This window comes from Streptomyces sp. A01, from assembly GCF_059026195.1.
In genome coordinates this window covers 212237-230818 of sequence record NZ_JBWLKN010000006.1, presented here as the reverse complement: position 1 = coordinate 230818, position 18582 = coordinate 212237, and the positions used below count along the sequence as shown (strand labels likewise).

At 71.2% G+C, this 18582-nt stretch carries 16 protein-coding genes, 1 tRNA gene and 1 pseudogene; 6 read left to right on the top strand and 12 right to left on the bottom strand.

The window, feature by feature from the left end:
- Window positions 1-52: 52 nt before the first annotated feature.
- Both rlmB and AC5P1B_RS10490 read left to right on the top strand, forming a co-directional pair.
- Window positions 53-1006 (top strand): 23S rRNA (guanosine(2251)-2'-O)-methyltransferase RlmB, encoded by a 954-nt coding sequence (rlmB, locus tag AC5P1B_RS10495; RefSeq protein ID WP_493886439.1) that lies wholly within the window; start codon window positions 53-55, stop codon window positions 1004-1006.
- An 854-nt stretch (window positions 1007-1860) separates the two neighbouring features.
- Window positions 1861-3384, top strand: a complete 1524-nt coding sequence (locus AC5P1B_RS10490; protein WP_493886608.1) for a DoxX family membrane protein — start codon at window positions 1861-1863, stop codon at window positions 3382-3384.
- A 448-nt stretch (window positions 3385-3832) separates the two neighbouring features.
- Here AC5P1B_RS10490 and AC5P1B_RS10485 read toward each other — a convergent pair whose 3' ends face one another.
- The 3 genes from AC5P1B_RS10485 to AC5P1B_RS10475 all read right to left on the bottom strand — a co-directional run bounded on the left by AC5P1B_RS10485 (window position 3833) and on the right by AC5P1B_RS10475 (window position 6884).
- Entirely contained in the window at window positions 3833-4573 is a 741-nt protein-coding gene (locus tag AC5P1B_RS10485) for a nucleotidyltransferase family protein (RefSeq protein WP_493886437.1), read from the bottom strand.
- A gap of 179 nt (window positions 4574-4752) precedes the next feature.
- On the bottom strand, window positions 4753-5172 hold the full coding sequence (locus AC5P1B_RS10480; RefSeq protein ID WP_493886436.1) for a hypothetical protein: 420 nt from the start codon (window positions 5170-5172) through the stop codon (window positions 4753-4755).
- A gap of 575 nt (window positions 5173-5747) precedes the next feature.
- Window positions 5748-6884 carry an ABC transporter ATP-binding protein gene (locus AC5P1B_RS10475; protein ID WP_493886434.1) on the bottom strand — a complete coding sequence of 379 codons (1137 nt, stop codon included), beginning with the start codon at window positions 6882-6884 and terminating at the stop codon, window positions 5748-5750.
- A 207-nt stretch (window positions 6885-7091) separates the two neighbouring features.
- Here AC5P1B_RS10475 and AC5P1B_RS10470 point away from each other — a divergent pair.
- Window positions 7092-7164, top strand: a tRNA-Thr gene (locus tag AC5P1B_RS10470).
- A gap of 261 nt (window positions 7165-7425) precedes the next feature.
- Window positions 7426-7833: a RidA family protein gene (locus tag AC5P1B_RS10465; protein ID WP_493886432.1), complete on the top strand. Its 408-nt coding sequence runs from the start codon at window positions 7426-7428 to the stop codon at window positions 7831-7833.
- A gap of 168 nt (window positions 7834-8001) precedes the next feature.
- Here AC5P1B_RS10465 and AC5P1B_RS10460 read toward each other — a convergent pair whose 3' ends face one another.
- The 6 genes from AC5P1B_RS10460 to AC5P1B_RS10435 all read right to left on the bottom strand — a co-directional run bounded on the left by AC5P1B_RS10460 (window position 8002) and on the right by AC5P1B_RS10435 (window position 12614).
- The gene (locus AC5P1B_RS10460; protein ID WP_493886431.1) at window positions 8002-8892 is read right to left on the bottom strand and encodes an SCO4651 family lipoprotein; all 891 of its coding nucleotides are present in this window, start codon (window positions 8890-8892) and stop codon (window positions 8002-8004) included.
- A gap of 437 nt (window positions 8893-9329) precedes the next feature.
- A complete protein-coding gene (locus AC5P1B_RS10455; protein WP_493886430.1) occupies window positions 9330-9815 on the bottom strand; it encodes a hypothetical protein in 486 nt (161 codons plus the stop codon).
- 115 nt (window positions 9816-9930) lie between these two features.
- A complete protein-coding gene (locus tag AC5P1B_RS10450) occupies window positions 9931-10539 on the bottom strand; it encodes an RNA polymerase sigma factor (RefSeq protein WP_493886429.1) in 609 nt (202 codons plus the stop codon).
- A 250-nt stretch (window positions 10540-10789) separates the two neighbouring features.
- A complete protein-coding gene (locus AC5P1B_RS10445; RefSeq protein WP_493886427.1) occupies window positions 10790-11074 on the bottom strand; it encodes a hypothetical protein in 285 nt (94 codons plus the stop codon).
- A gap of 175 nt (window positions 11075-11249) precedes the next feature.
- Window positions 11250-11561 carry a DUF6506 family protein gene (locus tag AC5P1B_RS10440; RefSeq protein ID WP_493886426.1) on the bottom strand — a complete coding sequence of 104 codons (312 nt, stop codon included), beginning with the start codon at window positions 11559-11561 and terminating at the stop codon, window positions 11250-11252.
- Between the two features lie 123 nt (window positions 11562-11684).
- Window positions 11685-12614, bottom strand: a complete 930-nt coding sequence (locus tag AC5P1B_RS10435) for a LysR family transcriptional regulator (RefSeq protein ID WP_493886425.1) — start codon at window positions 12612-12614, stop codon at window positions 11685-11687.
- 670 nt (window positions 12615-13284) lie between these two features.
- Here AC5P1B_RS10435 and AC5P1B_RS10430 point away from each other — a divergent pair.
- Window positions 13285-14193, top strand: a complete 909-nt coding sequence (locus AC5P1B_RS10430; protein ID WP_493886423.1) for a hypothetical protein — start codon at window positions 13285-13287, stop codon at window positions 14191-14193.
- A gap of 170 nt (window positions 14194-14363) precedes the next feature.
- Here the strand turns inward: AC5P1B_RS10430 and AC5P1B_RS10425 are convergent, their stop codons facing one another.
- From AC5P1B_RS10425 to crcB, 3 genes and pseudogenes are all read right to left on the bottom strand, one after another.
- Window positions 14364-14738, bottom strand: a complete 375-nt coding sequence (locus AC5P1B_RS10425) for a fluoride efflux transporter FluC (protein WP_493886421.1) — start codon at window positions 14736-14738, stop codon at window positions 14364-14366.
- Window positions 14739-15157: 419 nt separating this feature from the next.
- A pseudogene (locus tag AC5P1B_RS10420) lies at window positions 15158-15493 on the bottom strand (DUF190 domain-containing protein); the annotation flags it as partial.
- Window positions 15490-15861, bottom strand: a complete 372-nt coding sequence (gene crcB, locus AC5P1B_RS10415) for a fluoride efflux transporter CrcB (protein ID WP_493886606.1) — start codon at window positions 15859-15861, stop codon at window positions 15490-15492. The gene crcB and the pseudogene AC5P1B_RS10420, both read right to left, overlap by 4 nt.
- Before the next feature lie 1304 nt (window positions 15862-17165).
- Here crcB and AC5P1B_RS10410 point away from each other — a divergent pair.
- Window positions 17166-18521, top strand: coding sequence for a helix-turn-helix transcriptional regulator (locus AC5P1B_RS10410; RefSeq protein WP_493886420.1), 1356 nt, complete (start codon window positions 17166-17168; stop codon window positions 18519-18521).
- Window positions 18522-18582 lie beyond the last annotated feature (61 nt).

Genomic DNA, 18582 nt, shown 5'->3' with positions numbered 1-18582 from the left:
ACACTTTCCGTAGTATGGACTTTTTTGCTGAGCAGTAAGAGACAGGTGACCCATGGCCGGGAACAGCCAGCGCAGGAACCGCCGTACCTCCAACAAGAAGGGCGCTACGGTCGGCAGTGGCGGCAAGCGGCGCCGGAGCCTGGAGGGCAAGGGCCCGACGCCGCCCGCTGAGGCGCGCAAGGGGCATGTCAAGCAGCGCGTCGCCAACGCCAAGGTGCGGCAGGCCTCCAAGCGGCCGGCCCCGCGCCGCGGCGGGCCCAAGGGCACCAGCGAACTGGTCGTCGGCCGCAACCCGGTCGCCGACGCGCTGCGCGAGGGCGTGCCGGCGAACACGCTGTACGTGCAGCAGTTCATCGACAACGACGAGCGGGTGCGCGAGGCGCTCCAGCTCGCGGCCGAGCGCGGCAACATCAACCTGATGGAGGCGCCGCGCCCCGAGCTCGACCGGATGACGAACGGGCTCAACCACCAGGGCATGGTCCTCCAGGTCCCGCCGTACGACTACGCGCACCCCGAGGACCTGGCCGCAGCGGCCTACGACGCGGGCAGGGACCCGCTGATCGTCGCGCTCGACGGGGTCACCGACCCGCGCAACCTGGGCGCCGTGGTGCGGTCCGTGTGCGCCTTCGGCGGCAACGGCGTGGTCGTGCCGGAGCGGCGGGCGGCCGGGATGACGGCGGGTGCGTGGAAGACGTCGGCGGGCACGGCCGCTCGTACGCCGGTGGCACGCGCCACCAATCTGACGCGCGCGCTGGAGAGCTACCAGAAGGCGGGCCTCACCGTCGTCGGCCTCGCCGCCGACGGGGAAGCCGAGGTGCAGGACCTCGAAGCGCTCGGCGGTCCCGTCGTGATCGTGATCGGCAGTGAGGGCAAGGGCCTGTCGCGCCTCGTCAGCGAGACATGTGACGTGCGGGTGCGCATCCCGATGCCGGGTGGCGCCGAGTCGCTGAACGCGGGCGTGGCGGCGGGTGTGGTGCTGTACGAGGCGGCTCGTCGGCGCGCATGAGCGCGTACGGGCGGGTGAGCGTGTACGAGAGCGTGGGCGTGTACGAGAGCGTGAGCGCGTATGGGCACGTGAGCGCGTACGAGAGCGTGAGTGTGCCGGTGCTTGAGCGCGTGCGGGGGGCGCGCGCCGGTCTCCATGCCCAGGGAAGTGGTGGCTGCGGCTGAAGCGACAGCCGCAGCCGCAGTGACGGCCGAAGCGGCGGCCGCAGCGCCGAAACGACGGTGAGCGGCAGCTGACGTCGCCGCCGCAGCCGAAGGCACCGGCTGGACCCGCCGCTCGGCACGGAGCCGGATACACCGCTGAGTACGGGGCCGGACGCGCCGCTGGCGCGTCGCGGAACACGTTGCCGTACGGGGCGTCGCGCGGCCGCTGAGCGCGCCGCGCGCGTGTCGCTGAACGAGGCGGGGGGCGCGCCGCTGAGGAGCCTGCCGCACCCCTTCCGGGACTTGACAATCACGACTTGACGGGCCTCGGACACATCAGGTCAGTCAAGGCAGTGTCTTAAGTGCAAGTCACTCGGTTAGATGAGCGTGGACACCAGAACACCCCGCACCCTTCCGGGGGGACGCTCACCGAGATATGACGACGAACCGCGCCTGAACATGGCGAAGGTGCCAAGTGACCCCGCGCAGGTCATCGTCAATCACGCGAGTTTCCGTGTGCAGCTCGCCACCCCCGTCAAGAGCAGCGCGCTAGCGGAGACGGCCCGGGCCGCCGCCCTGTCCGGGGCTGGTGCCGGTCGTGCGGGCCGCGGAGCCCGGCGCCGCGCACCGGTGGTGTGGAGCGGTCACACCGGCCCAGGAGACGGGGCGACGACCCAACTCCTCCAGGCCGTACGCCAGTCCAGCGCCAGCATGGCCCCCACCCCGCCGCCCAGCACGGTCACAGCGTCCGCGGTGCCGCCCTACGGCCCCGCCCACGGTGAGGCGGGCGGCCCGATGAGCGCCGACACCGGTGCCACCCAGGTGCTGCCGCGCGTCAACGCCGAGGAGACCCAAGCCCTGGTCATCGGGCCGCGCAGCCCGTACACCGACGACGCGACCCCACCCGGCGGCACGCGCTACGTGCGCGGCAGATTCGACGGCGGGCCTGAAACCCCCGCGGCCGGCGGCCGCTACGGGAGCGCCGAGCACCTGACCACCACCTCGTACGGAGGCGGCCTCGGCAGGCAGCGCGGCCCCGCTGACGCCTCCGCTGACGCCCCCGCCGACGTGAGCTGGCCGACCGCCGTGTACCAGTCCGCCGACCAGGAGCGGTGCGAGGCCGACCAGCCGCCGCGTAAGCGCCGCAGCTCCGACACCGTCCGGCACGCCTACTACCCGGGCCGCCGGATGAACCTGGGCGTCGTGCTGCTCCCGCTCCGCGTCTTCCTCGGCCTCATCTCCATCTACGCGGGCATGGGCAAGCTCTGCGACCCCGTCTACTTCGACGGCGGCGAGCGCGGCTCCATGGTCACCTGGCTCCAGTCGCTGCACCCCTGGGCCGTCGCCTCACCACTGCGCGACTTCGCCCTCGGACACCCGGTGGGCGCCGGGCTGACCATCGCCTTCCTCCAGGTCGTGGTCGGGGTGCTCACCGTGCTCGGGCTGTGGCAGCGGCTCGCCGCGAGTGTGGGGGCGATGCTGTCCGCCGCGCTGATCGTGACGGTCAGCTGGCGCACCGTTCCCGCCTACGACGCGCCGGACATCATCTACCTGGCCGCCTGGAGCCCGCTGATCATCGCGGGCGCGCCCGTCTACTCGATGGACGGGCGGCTGGCGGGCGAGGCATGGCGGCGGCTCGGCCCGCGCGTCGAGATCAGCGAGCTGCGGCGCCGGGTGCTGCGCCGCGGCGCAGCCACCGCGACCGTCGTCATCGGGCTGACGCTGCTGATCGGCTCCATGCTGGGTGGCGCCGTACGGTCGTCGGACACCGTCCGGGTGCCGGGGCCGAGCGACCCGCCGGTCAACCGGCTGCCGGGCAAGACGCTGCCGCAGAAGTCGGACAAGACCGCACGGCCCGGCACCCGGGGCCCGGAGGGCAGCACGAGTTCCCCGTCGGCGGAGGGCAGGTCCCCGAGCCCGACCATGTCGGCGCCCTCGTCGCAGGTACCGGGCGCCACCGGCAGGCAGCCGGGCGCGGGCAGCGTGAGCACGGGCCCGAGCCAGACGCAGGGTCAGCAGGGGCAGGCTCAGCAGGGCCAGGTCGGCGGCCAGGGCCAGACCGCAGGCGCCGCCCAGCCCGCACCGCGGCAGCAACAGCGCCAGCAGCCCCCGCAGTCCGCACCGCAGCAACAGCAGCAGCGAGCCCCGTCGCAGACCACCGGCAGCGGCGGGTCGAGCGGAGGCAGCACAGGAGGCACAAGCGGCGAGGGCGCCCTCGGCGGCCTCCTCGGCTGACTCGGCCGACGACAACGGCGGGCTACGCCTCTGAGCCGTAGCCCGCCCCCACCCCAGAGCCCCACCAGGCAGCGGCGTCCTCCCGGGCGCCGCTGCCGCTGTGTGGCGGGCGGGCGGGCCCGGGCCCCGCTCCTGCGGGGCACCGCCGCAGGACATCGCCGTAGCGCATAGGCATACGTGGATGCTGCGGGGCGGCACTCATCCACGCACGGGCGTGCGGGCGTACGTCACGTACGGGCGTACTGCGCTCGGGTCGGAGCGTGCGGCGCTCGGGCATGGGCGAGGGCGCGGGCTTGGGGGCACGCAGTGCGGCGGAGGGGCGTGCCCTGCCGCGCAGGCCACGCGGCACCCGCTCGCCCACCCACCCGCGCGCGTGCCCGCGTGACCTCGCCCGCCGGTCGCCAGCGGGCGCCGGCGGCACCGGGGAGCCGTGCGACCGCCGCGGGGATCAACCTCCGTGGGAGGACAGCTCCTTGGCGGCCTCCGTCAGGTCCTTGGCGGTGTCGATGGCGCGCCAGTAGGCACCGTGCGGGAGTGGGTATCCGGCGAGGCGGCGTTCGCGTGCGAGGCGGGGGAAGGTGGTGCGCTCGTGGTCGCCGAGGTCGGGAAGGAGGCTGGTGAACTCGGCGGAGAAGACGTAGACGCCCGCGTTGATCAGATACGGCGATGGCGGCGATTCGATGAAGTCCAGCACATGGCCGAACTCGTCGGTCTCCACGGCTCCCCAGGGAATCCGCGGCCGGGCGAGGGAAAGGGTCGCCGTGGCGTCACGCTCGTGGTGGAAGTCCGCCATCTCGCGCAGTGAGAACCGGGTCCAGATGTCGCCGTTGGTGGCGTACCAGGGCTGGTCGGGATGCGGGAGGGAGGCGGCGGCGTACTTGAGGCCGCCGCCGCGGCCAAGGGGCTCGCTCTCCACGACCGTGGTGACGCGCAGCGGGAGTTCGGCGCCGTCGAGCCAGTCCTGCAGGACCTCAGCGAGGTGGCCGCAGGAGACAACGGCGTCGGTGACGCCCTCGCTGGCCAGCCAGGCCAGTTGGTGGCCGATGATCGGGGTCCCGGTGCCGGGAATCTCGACCATCGGCTTGGGGCGGTCGTCGGTGTACGGGCGCAGCCGCGAGCCTTGGCCTCCGGCCAGTACGACCGCCTGCGTGGGCCGGGCGGGCTGTGCGGAGTCGGCGACCGGCCGCACGGCCGCGGGGCTCGCGGATGCTGCTGCGTGACTTCCGGTTCGTACGGCCGGGGTGGGTGCGGTGGCCGTGGGCGGGACGGATGGGACGGGCGGTACTGGGCTTGCGGACGCGGCGGGGTCTCCTGTCATGTCCGCACGATAGGTGCTGGCCGACGGGTCCGCCGACCAGTTGCCGGACCTCAGTTGGCCTGCGCGACGCCGGATGCGAACGAGGTGTCGCAGACGGGACGGGAGAAGGCGTGCGCGCGGTGGGCGGCGCCGCCGTACTTCGCGACCGCGGCGCGGCCGAGGGCGCGGGCGATGGACGCGCAGTGCCGGGCGAGCGACGGACGTTCGGTGGTCGCCTCCTGGAGATGGTTGAGGGCGACGCCCGGGTCCTTCTCCTGGAGCTCGGCGAGCAGCTGGTCGCGCAGCACCTCGTGAGGCGCGCGGTCAGCGGCCTTGGACGAGGCGTTCTCCGAGGAGGCGGTGAGCACGGAGTCATTGGACTGGGTGCCTGCCCAGGGGACGGCGGTCACCGCCAGGGTCCCGGAGAGGACGAGAACGACGGGGAGGACAAGGGTGAGAGTTCTGCCGATACGGCGGACGGCCTGGTTCATGCCGAGATCGTAGCGAGGGGTGATGATTTGGCGACATTTAGTCACCCTGTTGAGCGACGGGTTGGTGCCTGCATTCGGTTTGCATGTTGACGCACACGGCTCGAAAAGGCCGTTCTGCCGGGGTATTCCACCCGCGAAGACGCGACGCGGCCGCGTAGTGCGGATGCGCGCCGCCGTGTCTCCGGGAACCCGAAAACCCGTCGGCCGACGAGCGGATGGGCCGGCCCGGCCAGTGGGCCGCGTCTGTCGTACGTCGCGTGACGTGGTGGGTGACCGGGTCGCCCCGCGCCCCGTACAGACTGATGGCCATACGGACGTACAGCCACACGAACGCAGCGATCCCGTTCCCGCTCCCGAGCCGCACGCGGCGTCCCGCGCGGAGGCCACAGCCGTACGTACGGACGGACGGCCGCACGGGGGGGCGACCGGTGGGGGCGGGCGGCCGCGGGGGAGGAGCTGGCTGTTTGGGGCTGGAGGGCGGCGGTCCGCTCGGGGGCTTCTGAGCACCTGCACCCCTGCGCCCGAGGGGCACAGGGGTGCAGGGGGCGGCTCCCGGGTCTCCGGGGCCCGATGGCTCAGTCGCTGAGGCGCTCGCCGGTGGAGGTGGAGAAGACGTGCGTCTCACCCGGGCGCGGGACCACGTGGACCACGGCGCCCTTCTCCGGCACCTGGCGGCCGTTCACACGGACGACGAGGTCGTGGGTGGAGCCGCCGACCTCGGCGGTGCCGTAGACGTAGCCGTCGGCGCCGAGTTCCTCGACGACGTTGACGGTGACGGGCATGCCCGCCGGGGCGTCCTTGGACTCCTTGGTGAGCGTCTTGGCGGCGGCGTCGTTCTGCTCGACCACGTCGAAGTGCTCGGGGCGGACGCCGACGGTGACCGTCGTGTCGCCCCTGTCAGCGGCGAGGGCGAGGGCGTCACGGCTCACCGGGACGACGCTGTTGCCGAACTTGACGCCGCCGTCGGTGATCGGCACCTCGATGAGGTTCATGGCGGGGGAGCCGATGAAGCCCGCGACGAAGAGGTTGTTCGGCCGGTCGTACATGTTGCGCGGCGAGTCGACCTGCTGGAGCAGGCCGTCCTTCAGCACGGCGACCCGGTCGCCCATGGTCATGGCCTCGACCTGGTCGTGGGTCACGTAGACCGTGGTGATCCCGAGGCGGCGCTGGAGGCCGGCGATCTGCGTACGGGTCTGCACGCGGAGCTTGGCGTCCAGGTTGGACAGCGGCTCGTCCATGAGGAAGACCTGCGGCTCCCGGACGATCGCCCGGCCCATCGCGACACGCTGCCGCTGACCACCGGAGAGCGCCTTCGGCTTCCGGCTGAGGTAGTCGGTGAGGTCCAGAATCCGCGCCGCGTCCTCGACCTTCTGGCGGATCTCGCTCTTGCTGACACCCGCGATCTTCAGCGCGAAGCCCATGTTGTCGGCGACCGACATGTGCGGGTAGAGCGCGTAGTTCTGGAACACCATGGCGATGTCCCGGTCCTTCGGCGGCAGGTGGGTGACGTCGCGGTCACCGATGCGGATCGAACCGCCGTTGACGTCCTCAAGCCCCGCGAGCATCCGCAGCGAGGTGGACTTGCCGCAACCGGAGGGGCCGACGAGGACGAGGAACTCGCCGTCCTCGATGTCGATCTCCAGCTGGTCGACGGCGGGCTTTTCGGAGCCGGGGTAGATCCGGGTCGCCTTGTCATACGTGACCGTAGCCATGGTGCTTGGTCCCTTCACCGGCAGGAACGTGCCGGACGATCCGAGTAAAGGTGAGCCTTCCCAGCGCCACGGGCGGTGAGGAAGGGGTCTAGTCCAGTGACCAGACTTGCCGTGACGGTACCTGGCCAGGGGCGCTGTGTCAGCAGTCGGTGATTGACGAATATTCGACAAGACCACTCCCCGAGCCTAGGTACACTGCTGGGACACGCCGACTTAGCTCAGCTGGTAGAGCACCGCTCTTGTAAAGCGAAGGTCGTCGGTTCGAACCCGACAGTCGGCTCTGGCGCAGCATCGCTGCTGAGCAGTGCGAACGCCCCGGACCTGGGAACGGTCCGGGGCGTTGTGCATGTGCGGCGACGTCCACGGGTGTGTGTCATCCACGCGGCCACGCGGCCACGCGGCCCGGCGGGACCCTAGCCGACCGCCTCGCCGCCCGGTGGGGCGGTCGGGTGGGCGTCGGGTGGCCCGTCCGGCGTACGGGGCCACTGGATGGGGCGTGCCAGGATGGTTGCGATCTTCTGGGCTTTTGTTAGGGGGAACCGTGGCCAGTGTCGTCAGTCTGATTCGTTCCGCGTCGCTGTCCGACGCGGCCGAGTACGCCTACGCGGCTACCGCGCCCGCCGGGTCGCGTCTGATCTTTCTCGCGGGGGCCTGCCCGCTGAACAAGGACGGGAGCACGGCGGCGGTCGGGAGTTACGCGGGGCAGGCGGCGAAGGCCGTGGAGAACATGCGGGTCGCGCTCGGTGAGGCCGGGGCGTCGATCGAGGATGTGATCAGTACTCGTGTGCTCGTCGCGTCCAGCAGCCAGGCTGATCTGGTTGCCGCGTGGGAGGTCGTCCGTGAGGCGTTCGGTGACCATGACGTTCCCAGCACCCTGATGGGCGTCACCGTGCTCGGCTACAACGACCAGCTTGTGGAGATCGAGGCCGTCGCCGCGGTCCTCGACTGAGCCGGATCGGTGGGAGCGCGGGGTGTAGCGCGGGGTCTTGAGACCCGGACGTCACTGGTCAGGCTCTTGCGGGGATGATCGCTACGGTTCTGTCGCCCTGTCGCCCCGTCGTTCTGTCGCGGGTGCTGTCGCGTCGGTTGAGGGGCTGATGGGCGGCGGCAGGCGGGATCACGGGGCGGTCGTGTCGGTCATGTCCGCCGTCTGCTTGGTGGGCGGGGGCTGGACGTTGACGTCCGCGCCGTAGTCGGTGAAATCGATGACCGTACGGACCGTCGCCCTCTGCGTGCCGCCGCCTGCTGATCCCGTCGGTGCCTGCACGGTCATGTCCAGCTGCTGGCGGCGGATGCGGCCCTCGTCGTCCAGCCAGAGATCCATGGGAAGGCGGCGGCCGAGCTGCTGTTTGAGCTGAGCGGTCTTGGCCTGGTTGCCGTTCGCCAGCTTGTCGACGTCGATGGTGACCCGATAGCGGGTGACGTCGGTGCCTTTGAGTTTCGCCGTGCCCAGCTTTTTGACGTTCTTGCCCGTGATGGCCTTCGTGTAGCCCGCTGATTCCGCGGGGTCGTTCACCTGTGCGGCGCCGTTGGCTTCTTGCTGGGCGGCCTTTGTCAGGTTGATCCTGATCCAGGGTTTGTTGCCCGGGATGCTCGCACGCTCGTCTCTTGGTGATCGCTGGAAGAGGACGCCGTCGATGACGCGCTGCTCGAACTTCTTGTGCCGGCTGGTGAGGATCAGCTTCGAGGCTCCGGAACTGAAATCCATGACACCGTTCCCGCTGACGCGGGCGCTCTGGGAACCGGCCGTGGTCGCTGTTCGCAGCCGCATTCTGGCGGTTTTGGCCTTTGCCGTCTTCTCGTAGGCCGTGCGAACGGTATGTGCGGTTTGCTCGTCGGCGCCCGGTCCCTTGTTTCCTTCCGGGGTGGAACGTTTACCGTCCGACGCGTTGCCAGAGGTGCCGGAGTCGCCGCTGTCGTCATTTCCGCATCCCGCCAAGGCGGTACACGCGGCCATGCCGAAAGCGGTGAGGACGGTCAGCCCGGAGTGTTTTCGCGAAGGGCGCACGTCTTCTCCTCGTGTGACGGTTCCTTGTGTGGCGGTCGGCGCATGCGATGGGTCGGTGACAGGTGGTCAGTTTCGTCGTCAACAGGTGCCCGTGCGACAGGGGTCGTACACCTGCCGCTTGCGTCCGCGTGGCGGTGTGCCGGCGCTCGTTCGCGCTGTCGCCGTCCGTCTGTGAGCGGCGCTGAGCTGTGGTTTTGTGGGGGCGGTGGCCGCTGGTCGCGTTCTCGGCGTGCTGCCGTGAAGGGTGCGGTCGTCGCTGGACCGTTTGGGTGCGTGCCCGTGCTCGTCACGTTCTGGGACGACCGGGCTGCGGCGTCCGGGCCCGGGACGCGGCCGGGGCCCGGACGGTAAGGGATTCGCTGGCATCTTCCCTGTCAGCGAACATCAATTAAGACATCGCCTTTCCTCTCTGTGCTGGGTTGTGCCGTCGGGTGATATCAGTGCCTCAGGTCGGAGGCGACGGTCGCCGCGGTAGCCACTGCCAGTCCTGCTGTCACACTTGCCGCGATTCCGGTTTTCATAGGCCGCCTGCCGCCTTTTAGAACTGGTTCTCCGCGTGCGTCAACTCGTCGTGTCAGCACATAGGCGATGGCTTCGTAGCCGAATGCCGCGACGACAAACACGGCACCGAGTAGAGTTCCCCACAGGGAATGGGTGAGCGCGATGCTGATGACGCCGGCGGCGACAGTGACCAGCGGAAGGAGCCTGGGCAACAGGCCGTTTCCCATGCTGGGGCCGCCGTGATCGCCCACACCGCCGATGAGGTCCCCCGGCTCCTCATCGTCGGCCTGCGCGAGGATGGCAGCCTTGGTTGCCGCCCATTCTTCGTCGCCTCCCGTATCGAATGTCACGATATCGGCGTCCGCTTCTTTCAGGTGCTGTACGAGAGCGTCCTTTGGCCCTCGGTTGGGAAAGCGAGGCATATTTCCTCCTGCTGCTGATCTGACTGGGCCTGATAGACCCCGCCCCGGGATCACGGGAAGTGGCATGGTGCTCCCCGACGTGTGAGGTTGGCTGGACGTGATCCCGAGGCGTGACCTACCCGAAGGTTCCGTTTTCCCGGTGCTGCTGGACCTTCGCGCTCGCATTGCTGAAGGTCGCCCTGACCGTCCCTTCGGCGCAGCCGAACAACTCTGCGATTTCCGCGTGCTTCAGAGACCAGACCTCGCGCATGACGTAGACGTCGAATTGCCGGACGCTGAGAATGTCGCGGAGCACTTTGACCGCGTTGCGCGCCTCGTCCGACGTGATGGCCTTGAGCGCGGCATCCTCGGCGAGCAGCGGCACGTGCCGGGCGGGCAGATCCGCCACCGCGATTTCGCGCTGCCCCGAGCGGTAATGGTCGACAATCCCGTTCTGTACGACCCGGAGGCCGTACGCGAGAGCCTCACGTTCGGTGAGGGGCGGCTTCTTCTTCCAGACCGCGACGCAGCCTTTCTGGGCCAGGTCCCGTGCGTCCGCGTCGTTCATCCCCCGGTAGCCGGCATACCGGTAGAAGCGGGAATGGAGCGTCCTGAGCGTTTGCTCGGAGATACCGGACGCTTTCTCGGGGGGCTGGTGGGGGCCCTGAGCCGGTACCCGCGTGGCCGGCGGGGGTGCCTTGCCGGGCACTTCGTCCGCTGGCTCCGGTACCAGTTCTGTGGTCATGTCGTCCTCCTGATCTCGCCGGAGCTAGAGGGCAAGCTCCGGCCTCACAGGGGGTACTCGGGCCTGGCGCGGGAAACGCTTAGCGCGTTGGGGCGGCAATCGCGCCGTCGGCTGGTCCGCGTCCCGGCGGCCGCGCCCAGTAGCGTCGCCCAGCAGTGGCGCCATCGCCACCGCCATCGGTAGCAGAACCGGTCGTGGCACCGGTAGTGGTGGGTGGGGTCAAGTCGGCTGTCGCTACCGGAAGCTGACGTCAGGTCACGGGGCGGCGCGCCGCGCGGGCGCGCCTGCGTTTCTTGACCTTCTTCGCGATCCAGCCGGTGCCGCCGTAGAGCAGCGTGGCCAGCGCGCCGCCGGCCGTCGCCATCGATCCGTCGTGCACCATGCCGTACTGGTAGAGGGCGGTGCACAGCATCCCTGTGCCCGCGAGTGCGGCGGTCGCCGCCCCGGCGACGCAGAACGCGTCGATACGGCGATCGATCCGGTCGAGCCGCTGTTCCATCTCGGCATGATCGGTACGCGGACAGTTGCGCGTCATCGCTGCTCCTGGACTGAGCCCGGGGCCGACGCCGATCGCCGGCCGTGTGCTCAGTAATCGGGTCAGGAGCCCGGGCGTTGTCCGAGGAGTGCGGTTGTGGCGCAGGTCACGTGTTCCCGGTGTTGGTCTGTCGCCGCACTGGCCACCGCTGCGGCGACGGGGCTGCCGTCCGCGGTCAGGCGGGCGGTGTCGCGAAGATGGCGTGAACCTGGTCCACGGCCTCGGGCCCGTACGCGACAGCGCCGACGGGGACGCTCCCGTTGGTGGCCTCGATGACGCGAGCGGCCCACACCGGGCCGAAGCCGCCGCACAGTTCGATCAGCTGGACGCCGTCGGCGACCATGCGCTGAGCCACGGCGACGCACTGGTCGGGCGTGGCCACGGCGGCCAGATCGGTGCGGCACTGCCCGGTGTCGACGGTCGTGGTGTGGCAGTCGGGGTCCGCGCCCGCGGCGGTGTAGATGAAGCCCCAGTGGACAAGTGCCATGAGTATCTCGCTCCCCGCGCGATGAAGTGATGGCGTGAGTGGTGATGGCGTGAAGGGTGAAGTGGTGAGGGTGAGTGGTGGGTTGGGCGCGGTCTCCGCTGTGGAGTTGGAGACCCCTGTCCGTCAGCCAACCGCGCCGGGTGACGCTTGTCCACGAGGTGTTGCCGCACAGCCGTGAGGCAGGAGCTCACGGAGCAGGTCACGCACCACGTCCGGGCGCCGGTCGCTCCCGGCGTTCGGGTCCGGGCGGTACGCGAAGGCGTGCCGGGCCCGGGGCGCGCCGTCGGCGAGCGGGACCCAGGACAGCCCTTCGGTGGTGGACCACTGGGGGCGCAGCGCCACCAGGTCCTCGGAGTGCCGCAGTTCGGCGACGAACAGCCGGTTGTGCGGGGGGCGTTCGCGGATGCGCCGAGGCTCCCACCCGGAGGCGCGGCACGCGGCCAGCACCGCCTCGTGGTAGCCGGGGGCGAGGTCACGGGCGAACCACAGCAGTTCCTGACCGGTGAGGTCCGGCCAGGTGACCGAGGCGCGGTCGGCCAGCGGGTGGGTCGCCGCGACGAGCACGCCGAGTGGCGCGTCACTGACCAGCTGCGTCTCCAGGCCGCGTACGTCCGCGGGCAGGACGAGCACGGCCGCGTCCAGTCGTCCGGCGCGGAGCAGGTCAGGCTGCCGCGCGGCGGGCAGGTCCGCCAGCTCGACCTCCGTACCGGCGCGCCGGGCCGCCTCCCATACGCGCGGGACGATGTCCGGCGGTGAGCCCGGGGTGATCCCGATGCGCAGCGGGCGGTCCGTGACCGCAGCCTCCTGTGCGGCCAGCGACGCCTGCTCGGCCGCCGCGAGCAACGCCTCGGCGCGGGGCAGCAACGCCCGGCCCGAGGCCGTGGGGACCATCCCGGCGGAGGTCCGGAGGAACAGGGCGACGCCAAGGCTCCGTTCCAGCGTGATGATCTGCTGGCTGAGTGAGGTCGCCCGTATCCCGAGCCGTTCCGCCGCCCGGGTCAGGTGCTGCTCCTCGGCCACGGCCATGAAGTACCGCAACTGGCGCAAGTCCACGCGGTCACCTTAGTGAGGCGCGCCGGGGAGGCTCCTTGCGGACCGGCGGCGGACCGGCGGCAGAACGGCGGTAGATCGGTGGCGGATCGGTGGCCGACCGGCGGCGGCGGGGCTGGAACGGGGTGGCCAGGCATGCGGGGGGGGGGGGGGGGGGGGGGGGGAGACGTTTTTTTCCCCAACGGGAGCGCGACCCCCCCCCTCCCCCCCCCCACCCCCCCCCCCCCCCCCCCCCCCCCCCCCCCCCCCCCCCACACGTTGCTGTCCGAGCCGGGCGCGCGGCCTGAACTCGTGCCTCCTGAGCCACCGGCTCGCTACTGAGCGTGACGCCTCGCGCCTCAGCGTCGCTGGAGCCTTCAAACCTCAGGGGCGAAGACCCGTCGAATCGCGGTGGTGGGCTCGCCATTCGTTCACCGGAAGATCACAGTCCGCGGTGGCCGGGTCTTCCGCGGTGTCGTGGAGCCGCCATCTCGACTGGTCACCGGCGGTAGCGGCGGGAAGTGGCCGAGTGGGCGGCTACCCAGCCCGTACGCGATGTGCGAGCCTCATTCTGCGGTTCGGTTCGCAGCCGATAAATGGCCGGATTCAATACGGCACTGTTCCCCCGGCTCACGTGAGCCACTAGCCATGATGCGGGTGGGATCGGCCCGCCCTTGTAAAGAGACGAGGTGCCATGACCGGTGCGCGAGTGGACTCGGATGACGGCCTGCGAGGAAAGGCCCGCTTCGACGACATCTATAACCAGCCAGACCCGCGCGGTTACTTCCGCACGATGCAGCCCCTCGCCTACCAGATACCCCACCACGCGCAAGAGATCTTCCAGCAGCTGCTCGCCGCCCGCGTACTGGCCGACACCACGGCCGGTCAGCCCGCCGAGCGACCGCCGACTGTGGTGGACCTGTGCTGCTCGTACGGGATCAACGCCGCCTTGCTCAACCACAAGGTCACGCTGGATGAGCTGTACGAGCGCTACACGGCACCGGAGGTGTCCGGGCTCAGCACCGCGCAGCTCATCGCGCGCGACCGGGAGTTCTTCAGCGAGCGGCGGCTGCCCGACGCCGCACGCGTCGTCGGGCTCGACGCGGCTGGGCGTGCCGTCACGTACGCCCGTACGGCCGGACTGCTCGACGAGGCGTACGGCGAGGACCTGGAGCGCGCCGACCCCGGCCCCGCGCTGCGCGCCGCGGCCGCCCGGGCCCAGCTCATCACGGTGACCGGCGGCATCGGGTACATCACCAGCCGCACCGTGGCCCGGCTGGTGGAGGTCGCCGAGGAGCCGGTGTGGGTCGCGGCGTTCGTGCTGCGCGGTGTGCGGTACGGGCCGGTGGCCGAGGAGTTGGGCCGCCTCGGGCTCGTGACGGAGACAGCCGGCCATGAGCGCACGTTCATCCAGCGGCGGTTCGCTGACGTGGCGGAGCGGCGGCACGCGATCGCCGCCGTGGTCGAGGCGGGCGCCGACCCACGCGGCAAGGAGGACGAGGGCTACTACCACGCCCAGCTGTACGTCTCCCGGCCCGCGGCGCACGCGGCGGCGTTCCCGCTCGACGACTTCGTGGGCGGCGGGGGCGCGTCACCCCGCTGAGGCGGCGCGGCGTGTGGGGCGAGCGCGCGCGTAGCGGGACGGCGGCCCCGTCGAGCTCAGGAGTTGGACCACGCGCGGGCGATCCCGCGCGCGTACGGGACGGCGGGCCGCCTCCCGCGAGGCAGGCGGCCCGGTCGGCCCCACCGGCCAAGTCGGCCCCACCAGGGCCGTCAGCCCCACAGGGCCCGGGCCGCCGCGGCTCCTGCGAAGGCGGCGCCCAGGCCGGTCAGCACGCTCGCCGCGACGTTCGCCGCGGCGTAGCGCTGGGAGCCGCTCTCGGCGAGCCGCAGGGTCTCGTACGAAAAGGTCGAGTACGTCGTCAGCGCGCCGCACAGCCCCGTCCCCAGCAGTGCCTGAAGGCCGGAGGAGGCGGCCCCCGCCGCCACGGCGCCCGTGACGGCGCCGAGCACCAGGCAGCCGGTCACATTGACCAGGAACGTGCCCCACGGGAAGACGGAGTCACGCCGGGCGCGCACCGCCTGGTCGGTCAGATACCGCAGCGGCGCGCCCACCGCCGCTCCGGCGACCACGAGCAGCCAGTTCACGACCGGCCCCCGGAGTCGTCCCGGCCGTTGGCGTTGTCCCGGCCGTCGAAGCTGTTCCGGTCCTCGGAGTTGTCCGGGCCGTTGGGGTTGCCCGGGCCGTGGGTGTCGCCCCGGCCGTCGGTCTCGTCCCGGTCCTCGGTGGCGCTGTCGCGGCTCTTGGGGTTCTCCCGGTCCGCGTTCTCCCGGTCCGCGGAATCCGCGTGGCTCGCGGAGTTCTCGCGGTCCTCGCGGGATTTCCGGCCGGGTCGACCGAGCCAGCCCGGTCGGTGGTTCGCCCGCCATCCGCGACGTCGCCGGGTCCCGCCCCGCCCGGTGCCGCGCCGGTCCCTCGCCTCGCCCTCCGCCGCAGGCGCTCCGTCCGCCGCTGGGGCTTCCCCCGCCGTCCGGGCCGTACGGGCTTGCGCCACCTCGTGGCCTTCCTCTCGGCCGACGTAGCGGATGACCTCGCATTCGTCGACGATCACGAGTCCTTCCGACACCAGCTCGTCCAGCTCCGGGAGGAAGGCACGGATTCGCTCGGCCGCGTCCACGATGAAGATGGCCACCGGAAGGTCCTCGCTCAGGGACAGCAGCCGGGAGGTGTGGATCAGGGAGGAGGCGCCGAACCCCTCGATGCCCCGGAACACGCTCGCGCCCGCGAGCCCCGCCGCTCGTGCGCGGCGCACGATCTCCGCGTACAGCGGGCGGTGGTGCCAGGTGTCGTTCTCCCCGATCAGGATGGTCACGCGCAGCGCGGTGCCCGTAAGCCTCGTCATGCCCGTCTCCCGTCGATCACGCGGCGCGTGAGCGCCGCCGCGCACCAGACCGCCGCGAGTGCCGCCAGCGGGGTCAGGGCGAGATAGGTCAGCGCCGTGCGTGTGCGGCCGTCGTGGAGCAGCTGCTCCACGTCCACGGCGTACGCGGAGAAGGTGGTGAACCCGCCGAGCACTCCGGTGCCGAAGAACGGGCGGATGAGGGCGTGGGCCGCCCGTACCTCGCTGATGACCACCAGAAAGACACCGATCGCCGCGCAACCGGTCACGTTCACCCACAGCGTCGTCCACGGGAAGCCCCCTGGGTCGGTGGGCCAGATCAGCGTGGCGCCGTAACGGGCGGCCGCACCGGTGGCTCCACCGGCCGCCACGACCGCGAGAACGTTCCACGGGACGCGCGCCCGCGCGCGTTGTCTCGTACGGACGGGAGGGGCGGGAGGGGCGGGAAAGGCCGGAAGGGGAGCCGGACCCTCGGGTTCGGCCGGTCCGCCGGCCGGTCCGCCGACCGGGGACGCTGAGCCGCCCGAAGGGATGGCGGGGTGGACCGAGGCGACAGCGGACTCGGTGGAGTTGAGCGGTCCGTCCGTCAGGTGTCCGGGGTTGTTCACAGGCTGGTTGTTCACAGGCTGCCTCCTACTCGTTGGGCAGGCGCGGGCGCGCCATGTCGCGAGTAGGGACCGTTGGCGACACCGACCCCATTTCCCTCCGTCTCCCTCTCCGGCTCGGGGAGGAGGCGATGCGGCGATCTGGTGGGTGTCGCGGTTGGGCACGGCGGGCCCCACCGCCGCGCGGGCCCCTGAGGGGCACCGCTGTCCCTAGCGTAACCGTCGGGCGGAGGCGCGCCACCGCCCGACGATGCCTCCTGCCGCGCGCCGGAGCGTGCTGGGGGAGCGGTGGAAGCGGTGGGAGCGGTGCTTTTGCGCCCCGTGCGGGGCGCCGCACGCGCGGGCGGTGCGGCCACGGCGCGGACGGGGCGGACTGGCGAGTGGCTGGGTATGCGCGTACCTCCATGCGTCACGGTGCGTGGCGCGTGTGACGTGTGGGACGCGGTCGTACCAGCCGTCCTGCGGGGGCGGCTGATCCGGAGGCACATAAAAATTCCGTGACTGACACATACTTGCCACTTGGCTTGTTCGGCTGTCAACAACCGGACAGCATGGCCGGGGAAGTTCGCCGAACGTCGCGACACGTGCGCGTGGTGTTATGCGAGCGGCGGACTGGTACGCAGGGTTCGGCCGCTGGTTGCAGGAAGCTGACGGGCGGGCCGCAGCGTCGGGACGGGTCTGTGACAGGGCCGGTACACAACGGCTGCTTTGCACTTTCTTTGCGAACTGGTGCGCGTTGACTGGGTCGCAGCCAGCGAACTAATCTCGCGCCACAGTGGGCGTGGCGGTTTTCCAGCCACGAAAGCGGTTCGGATCGCGGGTGGGAGCTCGCGCGTTATGAACGAGTGGCGCACAGGTGGACGCGAAGGCAAGTCATCGGACTCGTCATTGCACTTTCAATCATCCGGAATCTACGGTCACTGCGGCTGATGAGACCCGCCTGTGTGTTCGAAGTGTCTTGGCACGTTCGGGGAACGCCGCGCCGCGCATCGCATGGGGGAGTCATGGCAAAAATGGCGACGATGTCTCAGAGCACGGATACGGGCCCGGATAGTCATCCGGTTTCGGACTTGGTATCAGAACTGGCGGCGGACCTGGAGGCCGGTCCGGTTTCGGTCTCGGTCCCTCTTCAGGACAAGGGCCCGGATAACCGCTTGGAAAAGGGCGCGGCCGCAGCCCTGCAACCGGGCCCGGGTTCAGGTCCGGGCTCAGGCTCGGGTCCGGGCCCGGCTACGTGGGCGACCAAGGCCCCGTACGCGAGCGGCGGTCTGTGGGACTGCCGGCGTTGGGGAGGCGGCACACGCCTGGACTACGGCGCGGGCGCTCCCGGCCGGGAGGCGGGGGCGAGGCGGGGCGCCGCGCAGGTCACCACGGGGGATGACCTGCGCGGCACCGCTGTCACCGCTGCCACCACCGGGCCCGCATCGCCCACTGGTCGCGCGGCACCGACCGGACTGGCAGGCCCCACCGGCCCCACCGGCTCCACTGATCTCACCGGCCTCACCGCGCCCGCCGGACCCGCGCGGTCCGCCAGGCCCGCCGCGCCGGCGGCGCTCGCCGCGATGCGGGGAGAGGGGCGGGGGGCGACGGCGGCACCTGCCAGGACCGCGGCATCCGCCGCAGCCTTCGCACCCGCGTCAGTCGCCGGGCCCGGGGTCGTCGAACCCGTCGAGGAGACGAGGGGCTCCGACGGGGTCGAGTACGCGCTGCGCCAGGTGTGCGAGCTGATCGAGTCGGCCGTCTCGATGCGCCGCCGTAGCAACGAGCGGCCCGCGCCCGTCATGTTCGCGACCGATGGTTCCGCCGTGCGGCAGACGGTCGAGCAGCTGCTGGACCGGGCCCGGCACAGCGTCAGCGTCATCGTGCCGAGCTGCCCGGAGCGGGCCCGGCTGCTCGCGCCGCTGCTCAGCCAGTTCAGTGTGCTCGGCGGCCGTGGCATCGCCGTACGGATGCTGTGCGCGGCGGACACCCTGGAGCTGGCGGGCGTGGGCGCGGCCGCGCGGCGCGGGCCGGTCGGCTACGAGGCCCGCGTCGAGAGCGGTGACTTGCAGGGCGGGGTGATCGTGGACGGCCGCACCGCGTTCGTACGCTCCGGGCCCGACCAGGACGGCCGGTACGCCTCGGTCATCGAGGACCCCGCGTCCGTCCGCGTCCTCGACCTGATGTTCGCCGCCGCCTGGCGCACCGCGATGCCGATCGCTGAGCATCTGCGGCTGGCCGAGCGGCTGCGTACGGACTCGGCGCGCAAGATCCTGGACCGGCTGCGGGCCGGGCGCACGGACGATGTGGCGGCCAGGGAGATCCAGGTCTCGCTGCGGACCTACCGCCGCCACGTCGCGGCGATCATGCGCGAAGTAGGGGCCAACTCCCGCTTCCAGGCGGGTGTACGGGCGTACGAACTGGGGTTGCTCGCCCGGTGTGACTGACGCACACCGAAGGCATCACCAGCAGCTGTATCTCACGGGGCGAAACTCACGGGGTGAATGA